Source organism: Dysgonomonas sp. GY75 (genome assembly GCF_015234155.1).
Taxonomy (GTDB): domain Bacteria; phylum Bacteroidota; class Bacteroidia; order Bacteroidales; family Dysgonomonadaceae; genus Dysgonomonas; species Dysgonomonas gadei.
In genome coordinates this window covers 25,225-43,001 of record NZ_JADCLQ010000032.1, presented here as the reverse complement: position 1 = coordinate 43,001, position 17,777 = coordinate 25,225, and the positions used below count along the sequence as shown (strand labels likewise).

Here is a 17,777-nt window from a genome sequence, read left to right as displayed (position 1 = left end):
ATTTCTCTGCTGCATCTAAATCTTTTTCTATAAAATGATTTTTTCGTTTCCAGCAGTATGTAAAGATTATAGGAGAATATAAGATGGCTTTGAATATACTGTTCAAAAATAATAGTTTCATTAATAAATACGGGGATTGATGTTTATTGAATCGGGGCAAATTCTACACCGAATATTAAATTACTTCATATACTTACGCACTACATTTTTAACAGAACCAGTAAGGTGGCGAAACGTCAATGTCCATGAAATACCGGGTTTGTCTGATCTCAGTAACGACTTTATATCCCGTGTATGCCCATCGTTAATAGTCTTAATATGTAGTACTTCAGATTTTAACATGTCGAGCTGCCAGCGTTCAGTCCGTTTTACCAGACCCGTTAAGTATATACAATACAATATATTATGACAAACGTTATAAGAGTACTCTTCGGCACAGTTTTTAGAAATATATTTGTTACATTTAATACGAAGTTGTATCATGTTTTCGATATAGTTCTGAATTTTATCAATGAGAATGGCTTGTTTTGAATGTGAAATTGAATTTTGCAATATACGGTAACGATAAATCTTTTCCGGACATCTCAAAACAGAGCATGATCTTTCGCTAAATAAAGTAGTAAGGAAATGGATATCTTGCCCCAATTTTAAGTTTTCCTCAAACCTAATCGATCCGATAAGGTCCCTCTTGTATAGTTTTCCCCATATCGAACATAATGTATTATAGGTCAATATATCTTTTAGCATTTGATTGCCTGATGTTATTTTATCAGGGAAAACCGGCCGTTTATAGTTATAATCTTTTCCATTCTTATACATAGCTTGACATTCGCCGCAAACGAGTTCTACCTGAGCGACAGCAAATTTGTCAAGTAATATCTGTAATGCATCGGGCATTAGCATATCATCCGAATCCATAAAAAATATGTATTCTCCCTTAGCCTTCTCCAAACCTGTATTTCTCGCATGACATGCACCCTGGTTTTCCGTCCTGATATACGCAATGCGGTTATCTTTATGGGCATAGCCCCGACATATATCACCGGAAGAGTCAGTGCTGCCGTCATTAATGAGAAATAATTCCCAGTTTGTATATGTTTGTGCCAGTATAGATTCTATACATTCGACAATATATTTTTCTACATTATATACCGGTACTATAATAGAAATCATAGGATTATAGTATTCTGTTTAATTATCAAACCTCAACCAATCGCAAGGCACCACCTCATCGCTCGTTTTTCCTATAAACCAATTTTGGGGAGATATAACTATTTTAGCGGGATTCTGATTAAGCCATGCACCCCACCAGCTAAAGCTACTGTTAGCAATAATATTATGAGCGCAATGGGACATCACAATCAAGTCTTTGAAGGAATCTACTCCATTATTCCAATCCACATATTCACAATCGCATCCAATAATGAGATTTTCCTTAACCCAAGGAATATCATCAGAGAATATTACAAACACAGGATTATGATATTTTATTTTAAAATAAGAGATTGCACGCTGATAATATTCTGTACCATTAAAGACATCATAAAGGGGAAGACCGATGTAATCCCCCCTGCGAATATGTAAACTGATACTGTAACGTTCTTTTATTCGGGCAAGTAGTCCGTCATTATCCGCACCCAGGGAGGCATATTGTATCAAGTCCCTCTGTAAATCTTTTTTTATGGCAGAAGCAAATGTGTCATTCTGAAAAAATCCGGCAAATATCATTTTTTGATTGCTATCAATAACTTTTGCCATTTTATTGGGGGTAATTATAGCTGAATTATAAAAAGTCTTATACCCTGACAATTTATACCAAGCAATTCTTGCTATCCGATGTACCTTAGACTCTTTTTTATTATAAGACTTCCGGAAATATTCAATCTTATTAATTTCCCCTGCAAAATCTGTGTGGAAAATTTTCTGAATCCCGATCCCGTTATGAAAACAATCATAGTAATATTCTCCAAAATCGGGTATGATTTTCACTTCAGGAAAATTCTTCTTTATATAGAGCATTGCTGCATATTCAAATAATTGATTGCCTAAGCCTCCCCTGTATATAAATCTTATTACTTTTTCCATGCAATTGCTTTTTTTAACAACAGGTTTTTGACTGCGATTCTTTCTCTATGTGTGAGTCCAATCGCTAATATTATAATTATTAAAATTGCCCATGATGATATGACAGACAATAATAAGTTACCTAAAACGGAATAATGAAAATTGCTTATTATAAGATAACTGATCCATAAACTACTTATCAAAACGACCAAGGTCGTAAGGCATTCATTTCTGATAAATGACGATACGTCAAAAACGATATTTTTTTTAAGAAAATATAGAGAATAACCTAATATTATGACTTGAGCGATAATCTTTGATATCAAAATATACTCGAAGGGCATTCCTATTTGGAAATACAACCAGGCTGCTGGGATAGATATTAGCCATAAGACGGAAGTCACGATCTGATACCGTTGAACAGAACCATGTGCCATCACAGCAGCCGAGAGAGGACCGGTTAATGAATCGATGTAAACAGACGCAATAGAGAATACACATAAAATTCCTGTATTGAGAGGAACATCTTTCAACCATAATTTCAGAATAATATCCATTTCCAGCACAAGAGGAACTGCAAGAAAAAAAAGGAGATAGGAAGAGACTTTTGCACACATCCTGATTAATGATTGATAATCCTCTGTTTGGTTGCATGATATTGTTTTTGTGATCTGCGGATTGAATGCAGTTTGTACATTTTGCATAAATCCGTATACATTTCCATTGACTTGGTTGGCAATACCCATGGCTGCACTTGCGACAGTACCTCCATAAATATTTATAAGAATATTATTTCCCTGCGAGACACCCATTACCGCCCCCATTTTCAGAATGTTCCAACCTGTAAAAGATATCATCTCTTTAAATAGATTCCTATCCCACTGATAACTATAGCGACATACCGAAAACCGGATACGACAGTAGATATGGTCTATTACGAATTTAATGATACTGGCAACTACAAGTAATGCTGTGTAAAAAATCAATCGCTCTGAAGTGCTTATTGCAATAAGCCATGCCACACCGAGCTTGAGCATTGCGCTGATAACACTGGACCATGCAAAATACGACATCTTCTCATAAGCGATAATAGAACCGGTATAGGGTACATTTAATATACCCAAAAGACATGAAAGTAATGTCAGCTGATAAACCCAGTTGGCGGCATGCATTTTCGCCTCAGGTATATTCAGTTGAGTATTTAAGAGCCATAGTCCCACAGTTTCGGCAAGTATTAGAATCACAAATGAAATGATCATATGACAATTCATACTCATCGAAAATACCCTCTTTGTTTCCATTACATTATTCTTACCAATAGAAACTGTAAGGAACCGTTGGGTGGAAGTATTAAGGGCATTATTGAAGAAGCTAAACAATACAGCCAACCCTCCTACTACACTAAATATACCAAAATCCTCTATTCCAAGGTTTTCGAGTACAACCCGGCTGGTATATACAGAAACTCCCATCATGAGAGCCATCCGTGTAAACAGATAAATTGAGTTTTTGGCTATTCGTCTTGTATCGGATCTCATAGAAGGAATTATTTGAGGCAGGTCTATATTTTACAGAATTCAGTTATAGCGCTATTATCAAGCAAGATAATTGTCTGCGTGAGTATATCCGTATCGGTTATATCCGTATTGCCCTTGCATGTACTGTGTCCCGTTGAGAAGCATTGTCATATTATTATATTGACCTTTTTGGTAGATTTCTTCTATTTCCGGCAATATCCTTCGATCCAACAAACCTGCCCTGACCACGAATATCGTAATATCCGTCACTTTACCCACAATAGAAGCGTCTGTGACGATTTCGACGGGGGTACAATCAAGGAAAATGTAATCGTATTTTTCCCTTAACTCATCAAGCAACCCTTGTAATCTGTCATCTAACAAAAGTTCTGCCGGATTAGGTGGAATCGTCCCAGCCGGAATAATATCCAGGTTGGGATGGATTGCACCTTTCCGTATTATTTGATCCGTATTGTCTATCATTTTTCCCAGATAGTTAGATATTCCGGCTGAAGGAGAATCTATATAAGAACTTAAAGATGCTTTTCTCATGTCGAGGTCTATAACAACCACTTTTTTCCCTTTTATGGCCATACTTATAGCCAGATTTATTGTTGTAAACGTTTTTCCTGAACCAATATTGAAAGATGTGAACATGATCACCTTTTGATGCTTCTCTCCGTTTGTACTCAATATAAAGTCTAGATTAGTCCGTATAACCCTGAATGCTTCATTCATGTAATCTTTTTTCCCTTCCCGTACAATTATGTCATCTCTGTCCTTCGTCGATTTACTTTTTAATAATAATGCCTTTTTCCCATTCATTATCTGAGGAATTTCGCCTACAAATGGCAAGGATAGTGAGGATAAATCATTTCGCCCCCTGAGGGTTATGGTCATATTTTCCATGATGATTATAATGATAACCGGTAGCAGGAATCCGATCGCAACAGCCACCAGTAATATCGATGTTTTCCGGGGAGTTGCCGGAGACATATTACCGGATGGTGGTGTTATTATTTTTGTGTTGTAAACAGCAAAAGCCTGTGACAACTGATTTTCTTCCTGTTTTTGTAATAAAAAAAGGTATAATGCTTCTTTTACCGCCTGTTGCCTTTCTACCGAAAGAAGATACTTTGCCTGTTCGGGGCTGGAAGCTATGCGCTCATTGATTTTTGTTTCAGACTTTTGCGTGTGTTTTATTTGTGTGTCTAAAGTAACGAGCAGATTATCAACAGACGATATAATGGCTTCACGCATAAAAAGAAGTGATTGTTTCATGTCCAGCACTAACGGGTTATTGTCACTACTGTTTGCCTGTAAAGTATTTCGTTTGAGTAACAGAGTATTATATTCATTTATTTGCCCTTCTATATTTGCACCCTCGATCCCCAAGTTTGCTGGTAATAATATATCTTTTGTCCGTGGATTTTTCAAGTGGGAAAGAATATACTTAGCTATAGTGTATTGGGTATTAAGCGCCTGTATTTTCGTGTCGTTTTCATTAGACTTTACCATATACAAATTGGATGCCGCCTGAATATCCGGTATAAGGTTTTGGCTTTTAAATCTCGAGATACTGTCTTCTACCCCACCCAATTCTTTTTCGATAACATTTAAGCGTTCTTCGATGAAAGATGATGTATTGACTGCGATCTGAGTTCTATCCTGAATCCAATTTTTATTATATACTGTAATCAGGGTATCCAGAACGTCTTCGGCCCGTTGTGCAGAAACATCGTTTAAGGAAATATTTATGATGGTGGCATTCTCATTGCTCAATCCTACATTCAATGCATTTGTATAATTATTTACGATGCCTCGGAGATTGAATTTTGTAAATAATATCTTCTGATCATAATATCCTTTGGAATAAAAGGCGGTAGGGTGTATCGTAATATGGCCCAAAGGGGTATTTACTGGTTCCGATAAGTTAATTTCTTTGTCCGTAAAATCCAGTTCTTCACCATTAAGGATAAGATCGGATAACCTTATCTTATTCTGAGAGAGTAATTCGATTTGGAAAGAAAAGGATTCGTTTACACTTGCCGGATCGGTAGAAACTATTACCGGGGAGTTTTTATATAAAGACCTGTTTCTGAAAAATCCTTTTATACTATAGTCCTCATCCAGTTTTATACGCTGTACGACTTCCAGCATCAATAGAGGGGATTTGAAAGTCAATATCTCATTATTGATATTCGTATTGGATTTGAATAATCCCATATCAGAAAATGTATTTATATTATCGGACAGCATTCCCCCTTTGGCCGAATTATCTTTAATTAACACCGCTGCCATGCGTGTGTATACCGGAGGGGTAATTGCAATATATACGGATGCGGAAATCAGACATATCGCTAAAGAAATAACAAACCAATGCCATTTTTCCACCGACATTTTCCATAAGTCCTGTATCCGTATAAAATCTTCTTCTGTATTTTTTTTCATCTTCAAAAAGCTTATTATGACAGGTAATCTGTTCTTTATATTATTTAAATATCAAAACGGCTAAAGTGGTAGCAAAAGATGCTATTGACATCCACAGGGAAACGGATTTCACATTATTTTCGTTTATTGAGGATTGCCCTGCGCGGGTGTTATTGGGCTCTACATATATTACATCATTCTGCCGGAGATAATATGCCGGAGATGAAAATGTTTCGGATGAGCGTAAGTCCATTTTATATGTAATACGGTTTCCACCCGCCTCCCTGATAATCATGATACCATTCCGTTTACCATAGATAGTCAGATCGCCGGCCATACTTATGGCTTCGAGCAGAGTGATTTGATCCCTGTCTATACTATATTTACCGGGATTTTTCACTTCACCTAACACGGATATTTTCAGGTTCAGTAAATCGACTGTTACAACCGCATCATTTACCAGACTCTCTTTCACAAGTCTTTCTTTTATCATAGATGCCAGTTGTTCCTTGCTTAATCCTGCCACATGAATACTCCCCAATACAGGAAAATCTATGTTACCGCCCGAGTCGACCGTATAACCCAGAATCTGATTGGCCGTACTTTCATTTGAGGTTGCACTTCCTGCCTGATAGGATACTTTTGGCAAATTGAACAGAGCGGCGAGTTCCGGGTTCTTACTTGATACTACTATCGAAATCAAATCTTTGGGCATGACTTTTATATCAGAAGATTTAACAATTGAAATGTTTTGTTCTAAAGGAATATCCTGAAAATATGTAACATTTTTTGACGAGTTACACGATGAAAGGAATAAAATACAAATAGGTAAAAATCTAAATAAAGATCTCATAAAATTCTATACTTAATAAATGTCCGGTTACTATTTAATGAAAATAACTGTTATATGTTTTATCTTAAAGATCACACGTTTCAACTGTTTCTGTAAAGTGTTTTTTGCGTATTTTGATTGTTATCACCACATGCATGACAGTCCACAATACAATATCAAAAATCAGCAAAAAATTGATATTCACATAAGGAGCCAACAGGATATTACTTGCCCCAAAAAATATAGAGATTAATAATATTGTTATCATTGTAGATTTGTGAGATAAGCCTAAATCCAGAAATTTATGATGGATGTGGTTCCTATCCGGTTTGAAGGGATTACATCCGGTACGCAGACGGTGTATAACCACCCGTACGACATCGAACATAGGAACGATAAGCAATGAAAACACGATTACAATAGCGTGCGGAATCTGCACTTGCATCACTTCCGGCTCAAAGTAGCATAATTTTATCGTAAACACAGAGAGCAACATCGCTATAGTAAGAGAGCCGCCATCTCCCATGAATATTTTCCGGCCTCTTTTTACATTTCCAAATACATTATAATAAAAAAATGGAACCAGCATTCCAAATGCGATAAAAGCCTGTATACAATAAAACCATGAGTGGAGATACATAAATATGCAGCCATAAAAAAGGAAAGCAATCATGCTTAATCCTGAAGCCAGGCCATCAATGCCATCAATAAGATTTATAGCATTGAGGATAAAAATTATGATAAATATGGTAAGGGGTATACCAAACGATAATGAAATATCATAAATACCCAGAATACCATATAAATTGTTTATCCACAAACCGGAAGCGACAAAAATAGAGGCAACAAAAACCTGAATAACAAGCTTTTGCCGATATTTTAGTCCAACCAAATCGTCACCAATACCGGTCAGGTACAATATCATGGTACAACATAATGTCAGTATCCATTCTTTTACAGATTCCATGCCGATAGAGATATCCATGGTATCTCTAAAAATGATATAAGCACATAAAAACAGAGCCGACACAAGCATAAATGTTGGAAAAAAAGCAACACCGCCCAGTCGGGGAATAATACCTATATGTACTTTCCTTTCATCTACAATATCAAACAGCTTTTTCTTTAGCGCTATAAATCGAATCTGAGGTATAAGAAACCACGAGGAAAACAAACTGATGATAAAGGGCAAAAAACAATAAATACATAATTCCATATTTTTTTACACTTTTTTGAAGGTATCCGGGTAGAACGTTGACCCTGATTATAGGGTATCTATCTTTTCTAAAAGCGATGGATGAATATGCGCGCTTACAACAGCGATCACACCATCGATATTAACCATAATCCGCCTGTCTCTTTTTATTCTGACGATAGTCCCTTCCACTCCTTTAAAAATACCACTGACAACTCTCACCCTGGTACCGTTTCTCAATACCGGAGCAATATGTGTTAAAAAGAGTGTTTGTTCGTCCTGAGCACCGGATATGGCAATAAAATGTTTCATTTGGTCATCAGGAACAATAATTGGCATTTTTCTTGCTTTATCGATCATATACCGGATGGGGATACTACTTTCTAATTCCTTCTTTAAAATATCAAGAGTGGAACGATTGGTATGAATGAATATAAGGTTCCGGATTGCAGGTAATAGTTCTTTTTTAGTTTTTCCCTTCCGGATAATTTCTGTCAGTTTTAAAGGGACGAAGCTTTCTGTTTTTATGGTGTCCAAATATGCTTTCAATTTGATTTCTCTACCATAAGTAACTCTAATGGCGAACCATTTGTATGACTCTTTTTTTTTGACTGACATACTTAACAAAATAACATACCTTGGGGGCACCCCGATATAGATATTACCGGATCGATTTGATTTTGAGTAAATTAAAAAAATTGAATATATAGAAAACCTGCACTATCCAGTAGCAAATTTTCTCTACGAGTATAATAAAAAAGATTCTTTTGCTAATTCTTATCCCTTCTTAATAAATAAGAATATTTAGCCGTTAAAAAATAATCATTTAGTTCATGACTTGAAACTCTTATATAAATCTAAGAGACATTTTATTATACAAACAATTTTTGTTAGGTAGATAAAATTCTTTTATTGAAAAATATCAATAAATACCGCATTTAGTTTACAAAAATAATAGATAATTCTTTATTTATATACATATTTAATTAAAAATATTTATATAAATAAGCATTTAGTTTTTAGCCCTTACTTTTATTAAAATACTGTTACACGACAAAGAAAAATCTGCTTTATTGATCGTTCTTAATAATATATGCACGACACAGGTATTATCTGCTATTTTGTATGCCTTCAGCCGTATTCCCGGAATTCTATTGAAAATTACTCTTCTGATCATTTTTATATAGATGTTTTACATTAAACCTCCTGTTTTTATTATAAAAGCCGGTAAAGCGCAGTCCGTTATATTCATTGATCAGAGTATGCCAAAGTTTAGGTGCGGTTAATTGACAATATTGAATTTTTGTAAATTCGGTTATTATTTCCATAAACATAATTTTATGCTGGCAAAGGTAGACTCAATGTTTTATATACACAATTATCAAAATATAATATTCTATCAATCTGACTTTTAGTCTCATTAAATGAAATCTCAAAAAAAACGATAAATAATCATGTTTTCTTGATAGAATATGTTAATTTTGAACATTATCTATAATGAAAGAATTTATGAATGAAGTGGTTGAAAAGAAAAACTCTACACATCAGGGTAGAAATATTAGGTTTGCCAGAGAATTTAAAGGCCTATCCCAACAGGACTTAGGTGATAAAATAAATAAACAACAAAGTGAAATATCCAAAATAGAAAATCAAGAAGTAATTGAAAATGAAATATTGGAGCGGATCGCGCATGTCTTAGATATAAGTGCAGATTTTTTGAGAAATTTTGACTTCCGAAGCGCCACAAAGAACTTCTACAACGATGCGACTATACATTCGGCCGGAAAATCACAAGATGTAGTAAATCAAGGAGACCAATCTCAAATTTTTAATTACTATCCACTGGAACAGGTGATGGAAATGACAACCAAGCTGCTTAATATGCAAAAAGAGCATTATGAGAAAGAAATGCGGTTATTGGAAGAAAAGCATGAAATAGATAAGGAAAAAACTTTGTTAAAACAGGAATTAGAATTTTTGAAGAGTAGTAAATAAATAATGAGAATAGATGCTCTATCCGGTGAAAAATCAGGGGTATTTTTATTTTTAATTCATACGAATCAAGAGTGGATATTACCATATAAAAGACTGTTTGTTTTTGGAAAATACTTTATCTATATAGTAAGCTGGTAGCTTTGCGAACAGTTACGAGTTACAAGTTGGTTTACTGATCTGTAACCTTTTAACTAAAAATAGTTAACAAATACAAAAATGGCAATGAAAAAATAGAAAGAAAGTTGTCAAGTTTGTCAGGTTTTAACCAAATATAGTTAAATGATGTAAATATGGCAATAAGTTCAGGTTTTGAGTCTTAGCGTCTCTGCAGGAGTATACTGATACCTGACAAGATGCTTCGCTTAGCTCAGCACGACAAGCTAATTAGCTCCGCTGACCGTTGGTTCTTAATTTTCATTCTTAATTATTAATTGTTTTCCGCGTTACTTTTGTTACCTTTTAACTATATATTGTAAATATAGATTAATTTAAAAATATCCCCGGGGGTATATTATTAAAAAATAGGATTACCGATTTATAAATTTTAAATTTGTTATAACATTCGGGTATCATACAGTAAAATCATAAACAATCGGCCAATATGAAATTTCAGAACAGCTATATATTACTGGCTTGCATACTTCTGTTTAGCTTGCAAGCCTGTGTCGATAAAGATTATGACTGGGGTAATATGGATAAAAGCGGGGTAATAAGTATTCCGCCCATTCCGCTAGGCGATATTGATACAATATATATAAAAGGATTACCGCAATTGAACGAATCGTGGGGTATCCCGATTCCTGATGGATCTATAGCTTTGAGCGATACAATACGTGGCCTGTTTGATGACAATGCGATCCGGAAATTCTTTTATGAAGGGAATGAAACTGTTGAAATCTCAGCTAAGATTGATATTTATGTGGCCATTAAAGGGATATCCCTCGACGTTTACTTTAATATCATAGATACCGGTAAGCAAAGAATAACCAAAGTAGTAATACCGAAACAAACGCTTACTACCGGCAGGCAGCAGGAGTTCTCCGTTAAAATTACGTCTGAATATATGCAATATATGGAGTCGGCATCCGATTTGCAACTTGTCATTGTCCTTAGCTCCAAAGATGCTGTTCTCTGGCTGGGCGATAAGGATTATTTGTACATATGGGGAGCTATAGTGAAAACAGGTGGATTCTACTATGAACTCTAAATACAGGTTGATAGGGAAAATGAGATTTATAACAAAATTACATGCCGTATCGATAGCCATTCTGAGCCTTTTCTCTATAAATGGAGGATATGCGCAGGTTACTCAATCAGACTATTTTATGGAGACATCATATCTCCGCAATAGCCTCAATCCGGCTTTACGCCCCGAACAGGGTTATCTTGTAGTGCCAATCTTACCTACCATAGGAGCAAACGGGCAGACGAACAAAATCAATTTACACAACTTTACATTCAAAGGTCCTGATGGGAAGCGGGTTACCTTTATGCATCAGAGTGTGGGAGTGGAACAGTTTTTATCGAAACTATCCTATGACAATTATGCAAATGCAGATATAAATATAAAATTTTTCGGATTGGGATTTTATAAAGGCGACCATTTTTGGAATATAGATATGGGAGTCAGAACCCATGCCGATGTCAATATACCGAAACCTTTTTTTGAATTACTCAAAAGAGGATTCGGACAGGAAGAACAATCCACATATGATCTTTCCGACTTGCATGCCACAGGCTATTCCTTTATCGAAATCGGTGTTGCACATTCGCGTATGTTTATGGATAATAACCTTACACTCGGAGCAAGGGTTAAATTTCTGGGTGGACTGGCCGATTTCAAATTCGACACCAAAAGCCTGAATATAGATGCAGGGCCCGATTATTGGAAAGCAAAATCGAAGGCCTCATTGATCGGTTCCGCACCGGGAGTTGCACCAAGGTATGACGAAAAGGGGAATCTGGATGGCTTTACTTTCGGAAATTTTAATCTGCCCGGTCTAGGTTTAGGTATAGATTTAGGCGCAGTGTATGATGTAAAGGAATTATTTCCTGTTTTAGAAGGATTGAAAATTTCAGCAGCAATAAACGACATCGGTTTTATATCCTGGTCCAAGGCTAATACTATAAATCTGCAGTCGCCCGAAACGGAAGTAATTGTATCTCCCAACGATTACTCGATATATGAAAGAGACGGCTCGTCGGTCTTCGACGTTTTCGAAGATGCACTGGACGATATTAAAAAGGCCGTAAACCTGAAAGGTGAGACAAAAAGGGGGCGCGCGTCCATGCTCCGCATGAATATGAATCTGGGCGCTGAGTATGAATTGGTCAGGGATAAACTTACGGCAGGGGCATTATACTCCATACGCTTTGGCAGCTATTCCAATATTTCGGAGTTTACCCTTTCGGCTAACTATCGCCCTTGTACATGGTTTGCAACCAGTTTGACTTATTCGGTCAATCACAGCCAGTTCGATACATTTGGCCTGGCGCTTCATATTGTACCATCTAAAGGTTTAAATCTGTTTCTTGCAAGTGACTACGCAACGCCTCATATTTCATCCGATTTTGTCCCTACCACCAGCCGGGCGCTTAACTTTCAGTTTGGAATAAGTATTCCTTTGGGGGAAAGGCGAAAATAGCCTATCAAATAAGAGGATTAAGATATTCATTATAAACACTTTGATTATTTTATAAAATAATTATTAAGTTTTGAAAACTTTCTTAACCCCAAAAATGTTTATTACTTTGAGACAGATAAGATAAATAATGCAATTAATCGTGAATCGATACTGTCATATCCTAAATGTGCAAATAGCAAACAATTTAATACTTAAATAAATGGCAGCAGTTAATCCCTACCTATCTTTCAATGGCAATTGTGAGGCTGCTTTCAATTTCTATAAGTCCGTATTCGGTGGTGAGTTTACGTACCTGAGTCGTTTCAAAGATATGCCTTCGGAACAGCCGCTCCCTGATACTGAGAAAGAGAAAATACTGCATATGTCATTGCCTATAGGAAGCGGAACTATTCTTATGGGTTCCGATACATCCGAGGTATTTGGTGTCAGGACTAAGTTTGGAGACAATATATCTTTATCAGTAAATATGGATAGTGAAGCCGAAACTCAGCGTATATTTAATGAGCTTTCGCTTGGGGGAAAAGTGATAATGCCTCTGGAAAAGATGTTTTGGGGCTCATTATTCGGACATTTTACGGACCGATTCGGGGTTTTGTGGATGGTAAATTACGAGTATTAAAATATAACGGAGAAACAAGAGAGAGAACAGACTTTTCAACCTTTAGATAAATTGAACAAAATTTTTTACTCCGTATCCTCAGAATGATTTTTCAGGCGAGGATACGGAGTTCTGTTTTTTATATTAAATTGCATACCTGAAACATATAATAGAATATACAATAAAATTATGAGCGGACTGATAATAGATAAACTGAGAATTAATACTTTCGGCAGTGTGCTGGCACTGGATAAACCCGAAGAGATACATGACCTGGACAGTTTGATTCCGGATAATAGTGTAAAAAAGGAAAAGTATAATACCATTTTTGCATTTGTTTTCACTCTGGACGAATTTATGAAAAGATTGCAGATGGTCATAGATAAAGATATGCTGTACAAAGGCGGGAGCCTGTTTTTTGTCTATCCAAAAAAAGGAAACAAGAAGTATAAAGAATATATCGGCCGTGACGATTTTTTCGAACGTGTAGATGTCGATGACGATGGTTATGTAAAGGGCAGCTTACTGAAATTTTATAAGATGCTGGCTTTCGACGATACATTTACACTTATCGGACTGAAACATGAGGAAGTCCGCAAAAGCCGGGCTAATCAGCTTAGCCAGTGTGTTGCCGATTATATAGACCGTATTCCCGATCTGCAAAAACACTTCACCAAAGATAAAGAGATACTTTCTTTCTTCAATAATCTCACCCCCGGCTATCAGCGCGGTTGGGCACGTTTCGTGTATAATACCCGGTCGGAAGAAACCATAAAGAAACGGCTTGACGAGATGGCGGACATTATTCGTAAAGGCTATAAATCCGTTGATCTGTACAGGGCCGATAAGAGAAAATAAAATTAAGAATCCTTATATATTTATCACTCATATATGATCTACATAGCACTATTACGTGGCATCAATGTCGGCGGAAAGAATATAATAAAAATGGCTGAACTGAAAAAAGTATTTGAAAATATGAGCTTCCATAGCGTACAGTCATATATTCAGAGCGGTAATGTATTGTTTATTTCCGATAAGGGCGAAGAACAACTCCGGATAGAAATAGAGGCTATTATAGAAGATACTTTTGGGTTTCCCGTTGTTGTAATATTAAGAACGCTAGAAGAATTGGAAGCAATCATCGCAGATTGTCCGTTCACCGGTGAAGAAATAACCGAAGCCATTGCTGTATCGGATAGTGAAGTATTATATGTGTCTATGTTTACGCGGAATCCATCATCCAAAGATATCGAGCGCCTCGCAAAATATAATACACAGCAAGATAAATATAAAATAGCAGGGCGAAATGTTTATTTTCTGTTTTATAATAGTATCCGCAATTCCAAACTGGCTGGCAGTTTACAAAAAACGGATATTCCATCCACATCACGCAATTTTAAAACGATAAGCAAGCTCGCGGAACTGGGAAAGGCCATGCGATAAAATAAGATAAGTGATTAATAAAGCGAGAGGCCACTTCCATCCCGGGAGCGGCCTCTCAATGTTTTGAAGAGATTTTTGAGTAATTTAGAGTAATTGTTTAATGTAGTATTCAGAACACGAAATTTAAACCTAATTGTATCTGGCTAAGGTCGAAGTCGAAGCCGAATGTATTGGTCTTCTTGCTGCCGAATTTCTCATACTGATAACCTAAGAATCCGAATTTTCCGGTAAGGGTCAGATTGTCCGACACATTGATGGCAACGCCGGGTCTGAAGCCGACTTCCAATTCATGTACCTTAGTATCAGTAGATTTTACCTTACTGTAAGTATATCCGGCGCCACCATCAACAAATAAACCGCCTATATTTCCTCTGAGGAATGAGTAACGTGCAAACGGACTTACAGTGAACCCGTCAGACTTAGCCTTACCATCCAGTACATTATATTCTTTATGTGCATATCCCAGTTTCATACCTACTCCCCAGTTGTCTGACATCATATAGCCTACTTCCGGTGTGATATTGAAATTTGTCAACCTTTCACCATCTGTAACTTTACTTGTATTAAAGCCTGTGCTACCTCCTATCCATACCTTGCCTGTCTGAGCGTTAACTACCGAAGTCAAACCAAACATAACTGCGAGTGTAAAAAATAACTTTTTCATAATCTTTCATTTTAAAAAATTGATAACCTAACTAATCTTTATTTTGTATTCATTGTATATCGTTTTCGAATACATGACAAAGGTCGTGCAAAACTAAAGGTAAAAAAAGCCCCGTATGGAGGTAATAATGTCCTATTATTCTTATTTCGAAAAAAAAGGAGAAAAAGGACTTCCGGCTAATGTTCTGATATTCGTATGGTATGTTCTAAAATTCTTATGATGAAAAATAATGCTTTCAAATAAAAATAGTACGTTTGTAAAAGTGAGGTTATTCCGCCCTTTAAGATTTAGAGACATTATAATGCGATAAGCCTCTTTGTTATCCCGAACGAGTGAAAAATCACATAAAGTTCTTCAATGGGAGTCAATGATTATTTATACCTTTTATGTCAATAGATAGTGTAAAGAGATAAAAACAAACTATATGAACTTATCCAAAGTACAGATCAAAGATATTTCGGAGCAGATAGATCCGTCCGCCATCAAAAACTTTATCGTATCCGATAAGGCGGTGCACTTCCCGTCTATGTCATCAAACTTTCCTATCATTATCGATGGAGCGGTATTTGCCATTTGCATCAGTGGTACGGGGAGGATAAAGATAAACTTCAAGGAATATGAGACCAGAAAAGGAACCATTTTAACCATTTTACCCAATTATGTACTCGAAGTAGTTGAGCAGAGTGACGATATGATGACCGAGTTCCTTATCTTTTCTCCCGATTTTCTGACAGACATGCCTGTATCAAGCAATTTCGACATTTCGATGAGCATAATACAGTCTCCCTGTCTTCAGATATCAGAGGCACAAGCTGAAAAACTACTTGAGTTCCACTCGTTTATTGTCACTCAATATAAACGCAAGGATCATCCTTTCAGGGAGCAAATGGCAAAGGGACTCCTTTATACATTATTAATAGAAGTGGGGGCTATTTATTATAACAAAATAAAAGAATCGGAAAGTAATCCCGGGACGGATACGATGTCAGATGCTAATTCATATCAGAAAGAGCAGGTTTTTACCTTTTTCAAGTTATTGCTACATAATCATAAGAAGGAAAAAACGCTTCAGTTTTATGCCAATAAGATGTGCCTGACTCCTAAATACCTGTCCACTATCATAAAAGAGCGTACAGGCCGTACAGCCTTCTCTTGGATAAATGAGGTGCTTATCTCATCCACAAAATATATGCTCAAAACTACGGATATGACCATATTACAAATTTCGGAAGAGTTGAATTTCCCCAATCCGTCTTTTTTCGGACGCTTCTTTAAGAAGCACACAGGAATGACGCCTGTACAGTACAGGGAAAGCTGAACTTTATAGAGATATATTATTGTTATATTAAGAAATATAGGGGCAATTTGTGTAGAATTTGCCATGAAATATGGGAAAGTAAAATTCTTTACAGATAAAGAGAAAATCGTTGATCGGATTAGATATTCTATCAGGATAGAAACTGTTTCAAAAGCGGATTCTTTTCAATGTCGTCAAATCGTTTGACTGCAACACCTAATTTCTCGAACAGTCTTTTCACCAGAGGATCAATTTCCGCTACATATACTTCTTTGATGCGATTGGTCAATAGCCAAAGTGCTACATAATTGACATCTTTCTTCACTATAATGTCTTTTTCTACTTCCATTACCGATTTACTGTCTACATGCAATACAATAATAGGTATTGTATCCGGGTAGGATTCGTCCATTATTTCGTTTTTGAGGAATAGTGCTATTTTCATATTCTGATCTTTTTATTCCGGAACTACCGTTCTAATAATATACCTGATTGCCTTGCCTTTTTTATATGGTCGGTTAACATCACAATTGACTGATGATTGATAAACCCTTTTCCCGACACTTTAATTTCATATTCTCTCGTCAGTTTAGGCCTTACGGAGAGCAATATAGCAGATATTCTATTTTCCTGCATATTATCTATTTTTTTATATTTTGAGAGCCGTACCATTTCCATATTTGATCTGTTTTCTAATTGTTTTGTAAAGTTCATCAATGAAAGCGGTTTAGAAAAGCCCTATTGTGAGGAATAAATGTTCCGATAGTCGGATTTGAAGATTGCAGAATTAAGAAATAAACATATGGAAGAAAATGGAATATGAAAGTAAGACCTTTCACGATTTAACCGTTCATTGAATAAAGGGTATGTAAAACTTTTTTCGGAGTGTATACTTAAGTTAATAACAAACTGAGAATATCGGGTAAAAAATATCAAATATATTGCATTCACATATATTTTGTCAGTCTTTTTATAAACAATTTATCTTTTAAGATCGTTATTTAATAGGAGTATATTTATATTTTAACAACCAAAATAATATGTATAAATTGCTATAAAAACATTCGAGAATGATATATTTTAATGTAAAATAT

General features: G+C 35.9%; 17 protein-coding genes. 7 read left to right on the top strand and 10 right to left on the bottom strand.

Features of this window, described 5'->3' with window-relative positions; translation table 11 throughout:
* Positions 1-180: 180 nt before the first annotated feature.
* From IR083_RS11815 to IR083_RS11785, 7 genes are all read right to left on the bottom strand, one after another.
* Entirely contained in the window at positions 181-1,173 is a 993-nt protein-coding gene (locus IR083_RS11815) for a glycosyltransferase family 2 protein (RefSeq protein ID WP_194224480.1), read from the bottom strand.
* Between the two features lie 18 nt (positions 1,174-1,191).
* Positions 1,192-2,085, bottom strand: a complete 894-nt coding sequence (locus IR083_RS11810) for an alpha-1,2-fucosyltransferase (RefSeq protein WP_194224479.1) — start codon at positions 2,083-2,085, stop codon at positions 1,192-1,194.
* A complete protein-coding gene (locus tag IR083_RS11805) occupies positions 2,073-3,602 on the bottom strand; it encodes a lipopolysaccharide biosynthesis protein (RefSeq protein ID WP_194224478.1) in 1,530 nt (509 codons plus the stop codon). The genes IR083_RS11810 and IR083_RS11805 overlap by 13 nt, the downstream gene beginning before the upstream one ends.
* Before the next feature lie 57 nt (positions 3,603-3,659).
* A complete protein-coding gene (locus IR083_RS11800; RefSeq protein ID WP_194224477.1) occupies positions 3,660-6,032 on the bottom strand; it encodes a GumC family protein in 2,373 nt (790 codons plus the stop codon).
* Between the two features lie 40 nt (positions 6,033-6,072).
* A complete protein-coding gene (locus tag IR083_RS11795) occupies positions 6,073-6,864 on the bottom strand; it encodes a polysaccharide biosynthesis/export family protein (protein WP_194224476.1) in 792 nt (263 codons plus the stop codon).
* Between the two features lie 64 nt (positions 6,865-6,928).
* A complete protein-coding gene (locus tag IR083_RS11790; RefSeq protein WP_194224475.1) occupies positions 6,929-8,059 on the bottom strand; it encodes an MraY family glycosyltransferase in 1,131 nt (376 codons plus the stop codon).
* Between the two features lie 48 nt (positions 8,060-8,107).
* Positions 8,108-8,656, bottom strand: coding sequence for a UpxY family transcription antiterminator (locus tag IR083_RS11785; RefSeq protein ID WP_006798082.1), 549 nt, complete (start codon positions 8,654-8,656; stop codon positions 8,108-8,110).
* 879 nt (positions 8,657-9,535) lie between these two features.
* On the opposite strand from IR083_RS11785, the gene IR083_RS11780 reads away from it, so the two are divergent.
* The 6 genes from IR083_RS11780 to IR083_RS11755 all read left to right on the top strand — a co-directional run bounded on the left by IR083_RS11780 (position 9,536) and on the right by IR083_RS11755 (position 14,722).
* The gene (locus tag IR083_RS11780) at positions 9,536-10,033 is read left to right on the top strand and encodes a helix-turn-helix domain-containing protein (RefSeq protein ID WP_194224474.1); all 498 of its coding nucleotides are present in this window, start codon (positions 9,536-9,538) and stop codon (positions 10,031-10,033) included.
* Between the two features lie 601 nt (positions 10,034-10,634).
* Entirely contained in the window at positions 10,635-11,240 is a 606-nt protein-coding gene (locus IR083_RS11775) for a hypothetical protein (RefSeq protein ID WP_006798080.1), read from the top strand.
* Between the two features lie 19 nt (positions 11,241-11,259).
* On the top strand, positions 11,260-12,678 hold the full coding sequence (locus tag IR083_RS11770; protein ID WP_194224473.1) for a DUF5723 family protein: 1,419 nt from the start codon (positions 11,260-11,262) through the stop codon (positions 12,676-12,678).
* Positions 12,679-12,877: 199 nt separating this feature from the next.
* The gene (locus tag IR083_RS11765) at positions 12,878-13,297 is read left to right on the top strand and encodes a VOC family protein (RefSeq protein ID WP_194224472.1); all 420 of its coding nucleotides are present in this window, start codon (positions 12,878-12,880) and stop codon (positions 13,295-13,297) included.
* A 168-nt stretch (positions 13,298-13,465) separates the two neighbouring features.
* A complete protein-coding gene (locus IR083_RS11760; protein ID WP_194224471.1) occupies positions 13,466-14,134 on the top strand; it encodes a YdeI/OmpD-associated family protein in 669 nt (222 codons plus the stop codon).
* Between the two features lie 33 nt (positions 14,135-14,167).
* Positions 14,168-14,722: a DUF1697 domain-containing protein gene (locus tag IR083_RS11755; RefSeq protein WP_006798076.1), complete on the top strand. Its 555-nt coding sequence runs from the start codon at positions 14,168-14,170 to the stop codon at positions 14,720-14,722.
* 109 nt (positions 14,723-14,831) lie between these two features.
* Here the strand turns inward: IR083_RS11755 and IR083_RS11750 are convergent, their stop codons facing one another.
* A complete protein-coding gene (locus tag IR083_RS11750) occupies positions 14,832-15,386 on the bottom strand; it encodes a porin family protein (protein ID WP_194224470.1) in 555 nt (184 codons plus the stop codon).
* A 424-nt stretch (positions 15,387-15,810) separates the two neighbouring features.
* Between IR083_RS11750 and IR083_RS11745 the strand changes: the two genes are divergently transcribed.
* Positions 15,811-16,704, top strand: coding sequence for an AraC family transcriptional regulator (locus IR083_RS11745; protein WP_194224469.1), 894 nt, complete (start codon positions 15,811-15,813; stop codon positions 16,702-16,704).
* Between the two features lie 130 nt (positions 16,705-16,834).
* On the opposite strand, the gene IR083_RS11740 is transcribed toward IR083_RS11745, so the two are convergent.
* Complete coding sequence (locus IR083_RS11740; RefSeq protein WP_194224468.1) at positions 16,835-17,128, bottom strand: hypothetical protein; 294 nt, start codon at positions 17,126-17,128, stop codon at positions 16,835-16,837.
* Positions 17,129-17,151: 23 nt separating this feature from the next.
* Positions 17,152-17,397 carry a hypothetical protein gene (locus IR083_RS11735; protein ID WP_194224467.1) on the bottom strand — a complete coding sequence of 82 codons (246 nt, stop codon included), beginning with the start codon at positions 17,395-17,397 and terminating at the stop codon, positions 17,152-17,154.
* Between the last annotated feature and the right edge of the window lie 380 nt (positions 17,398-17,777).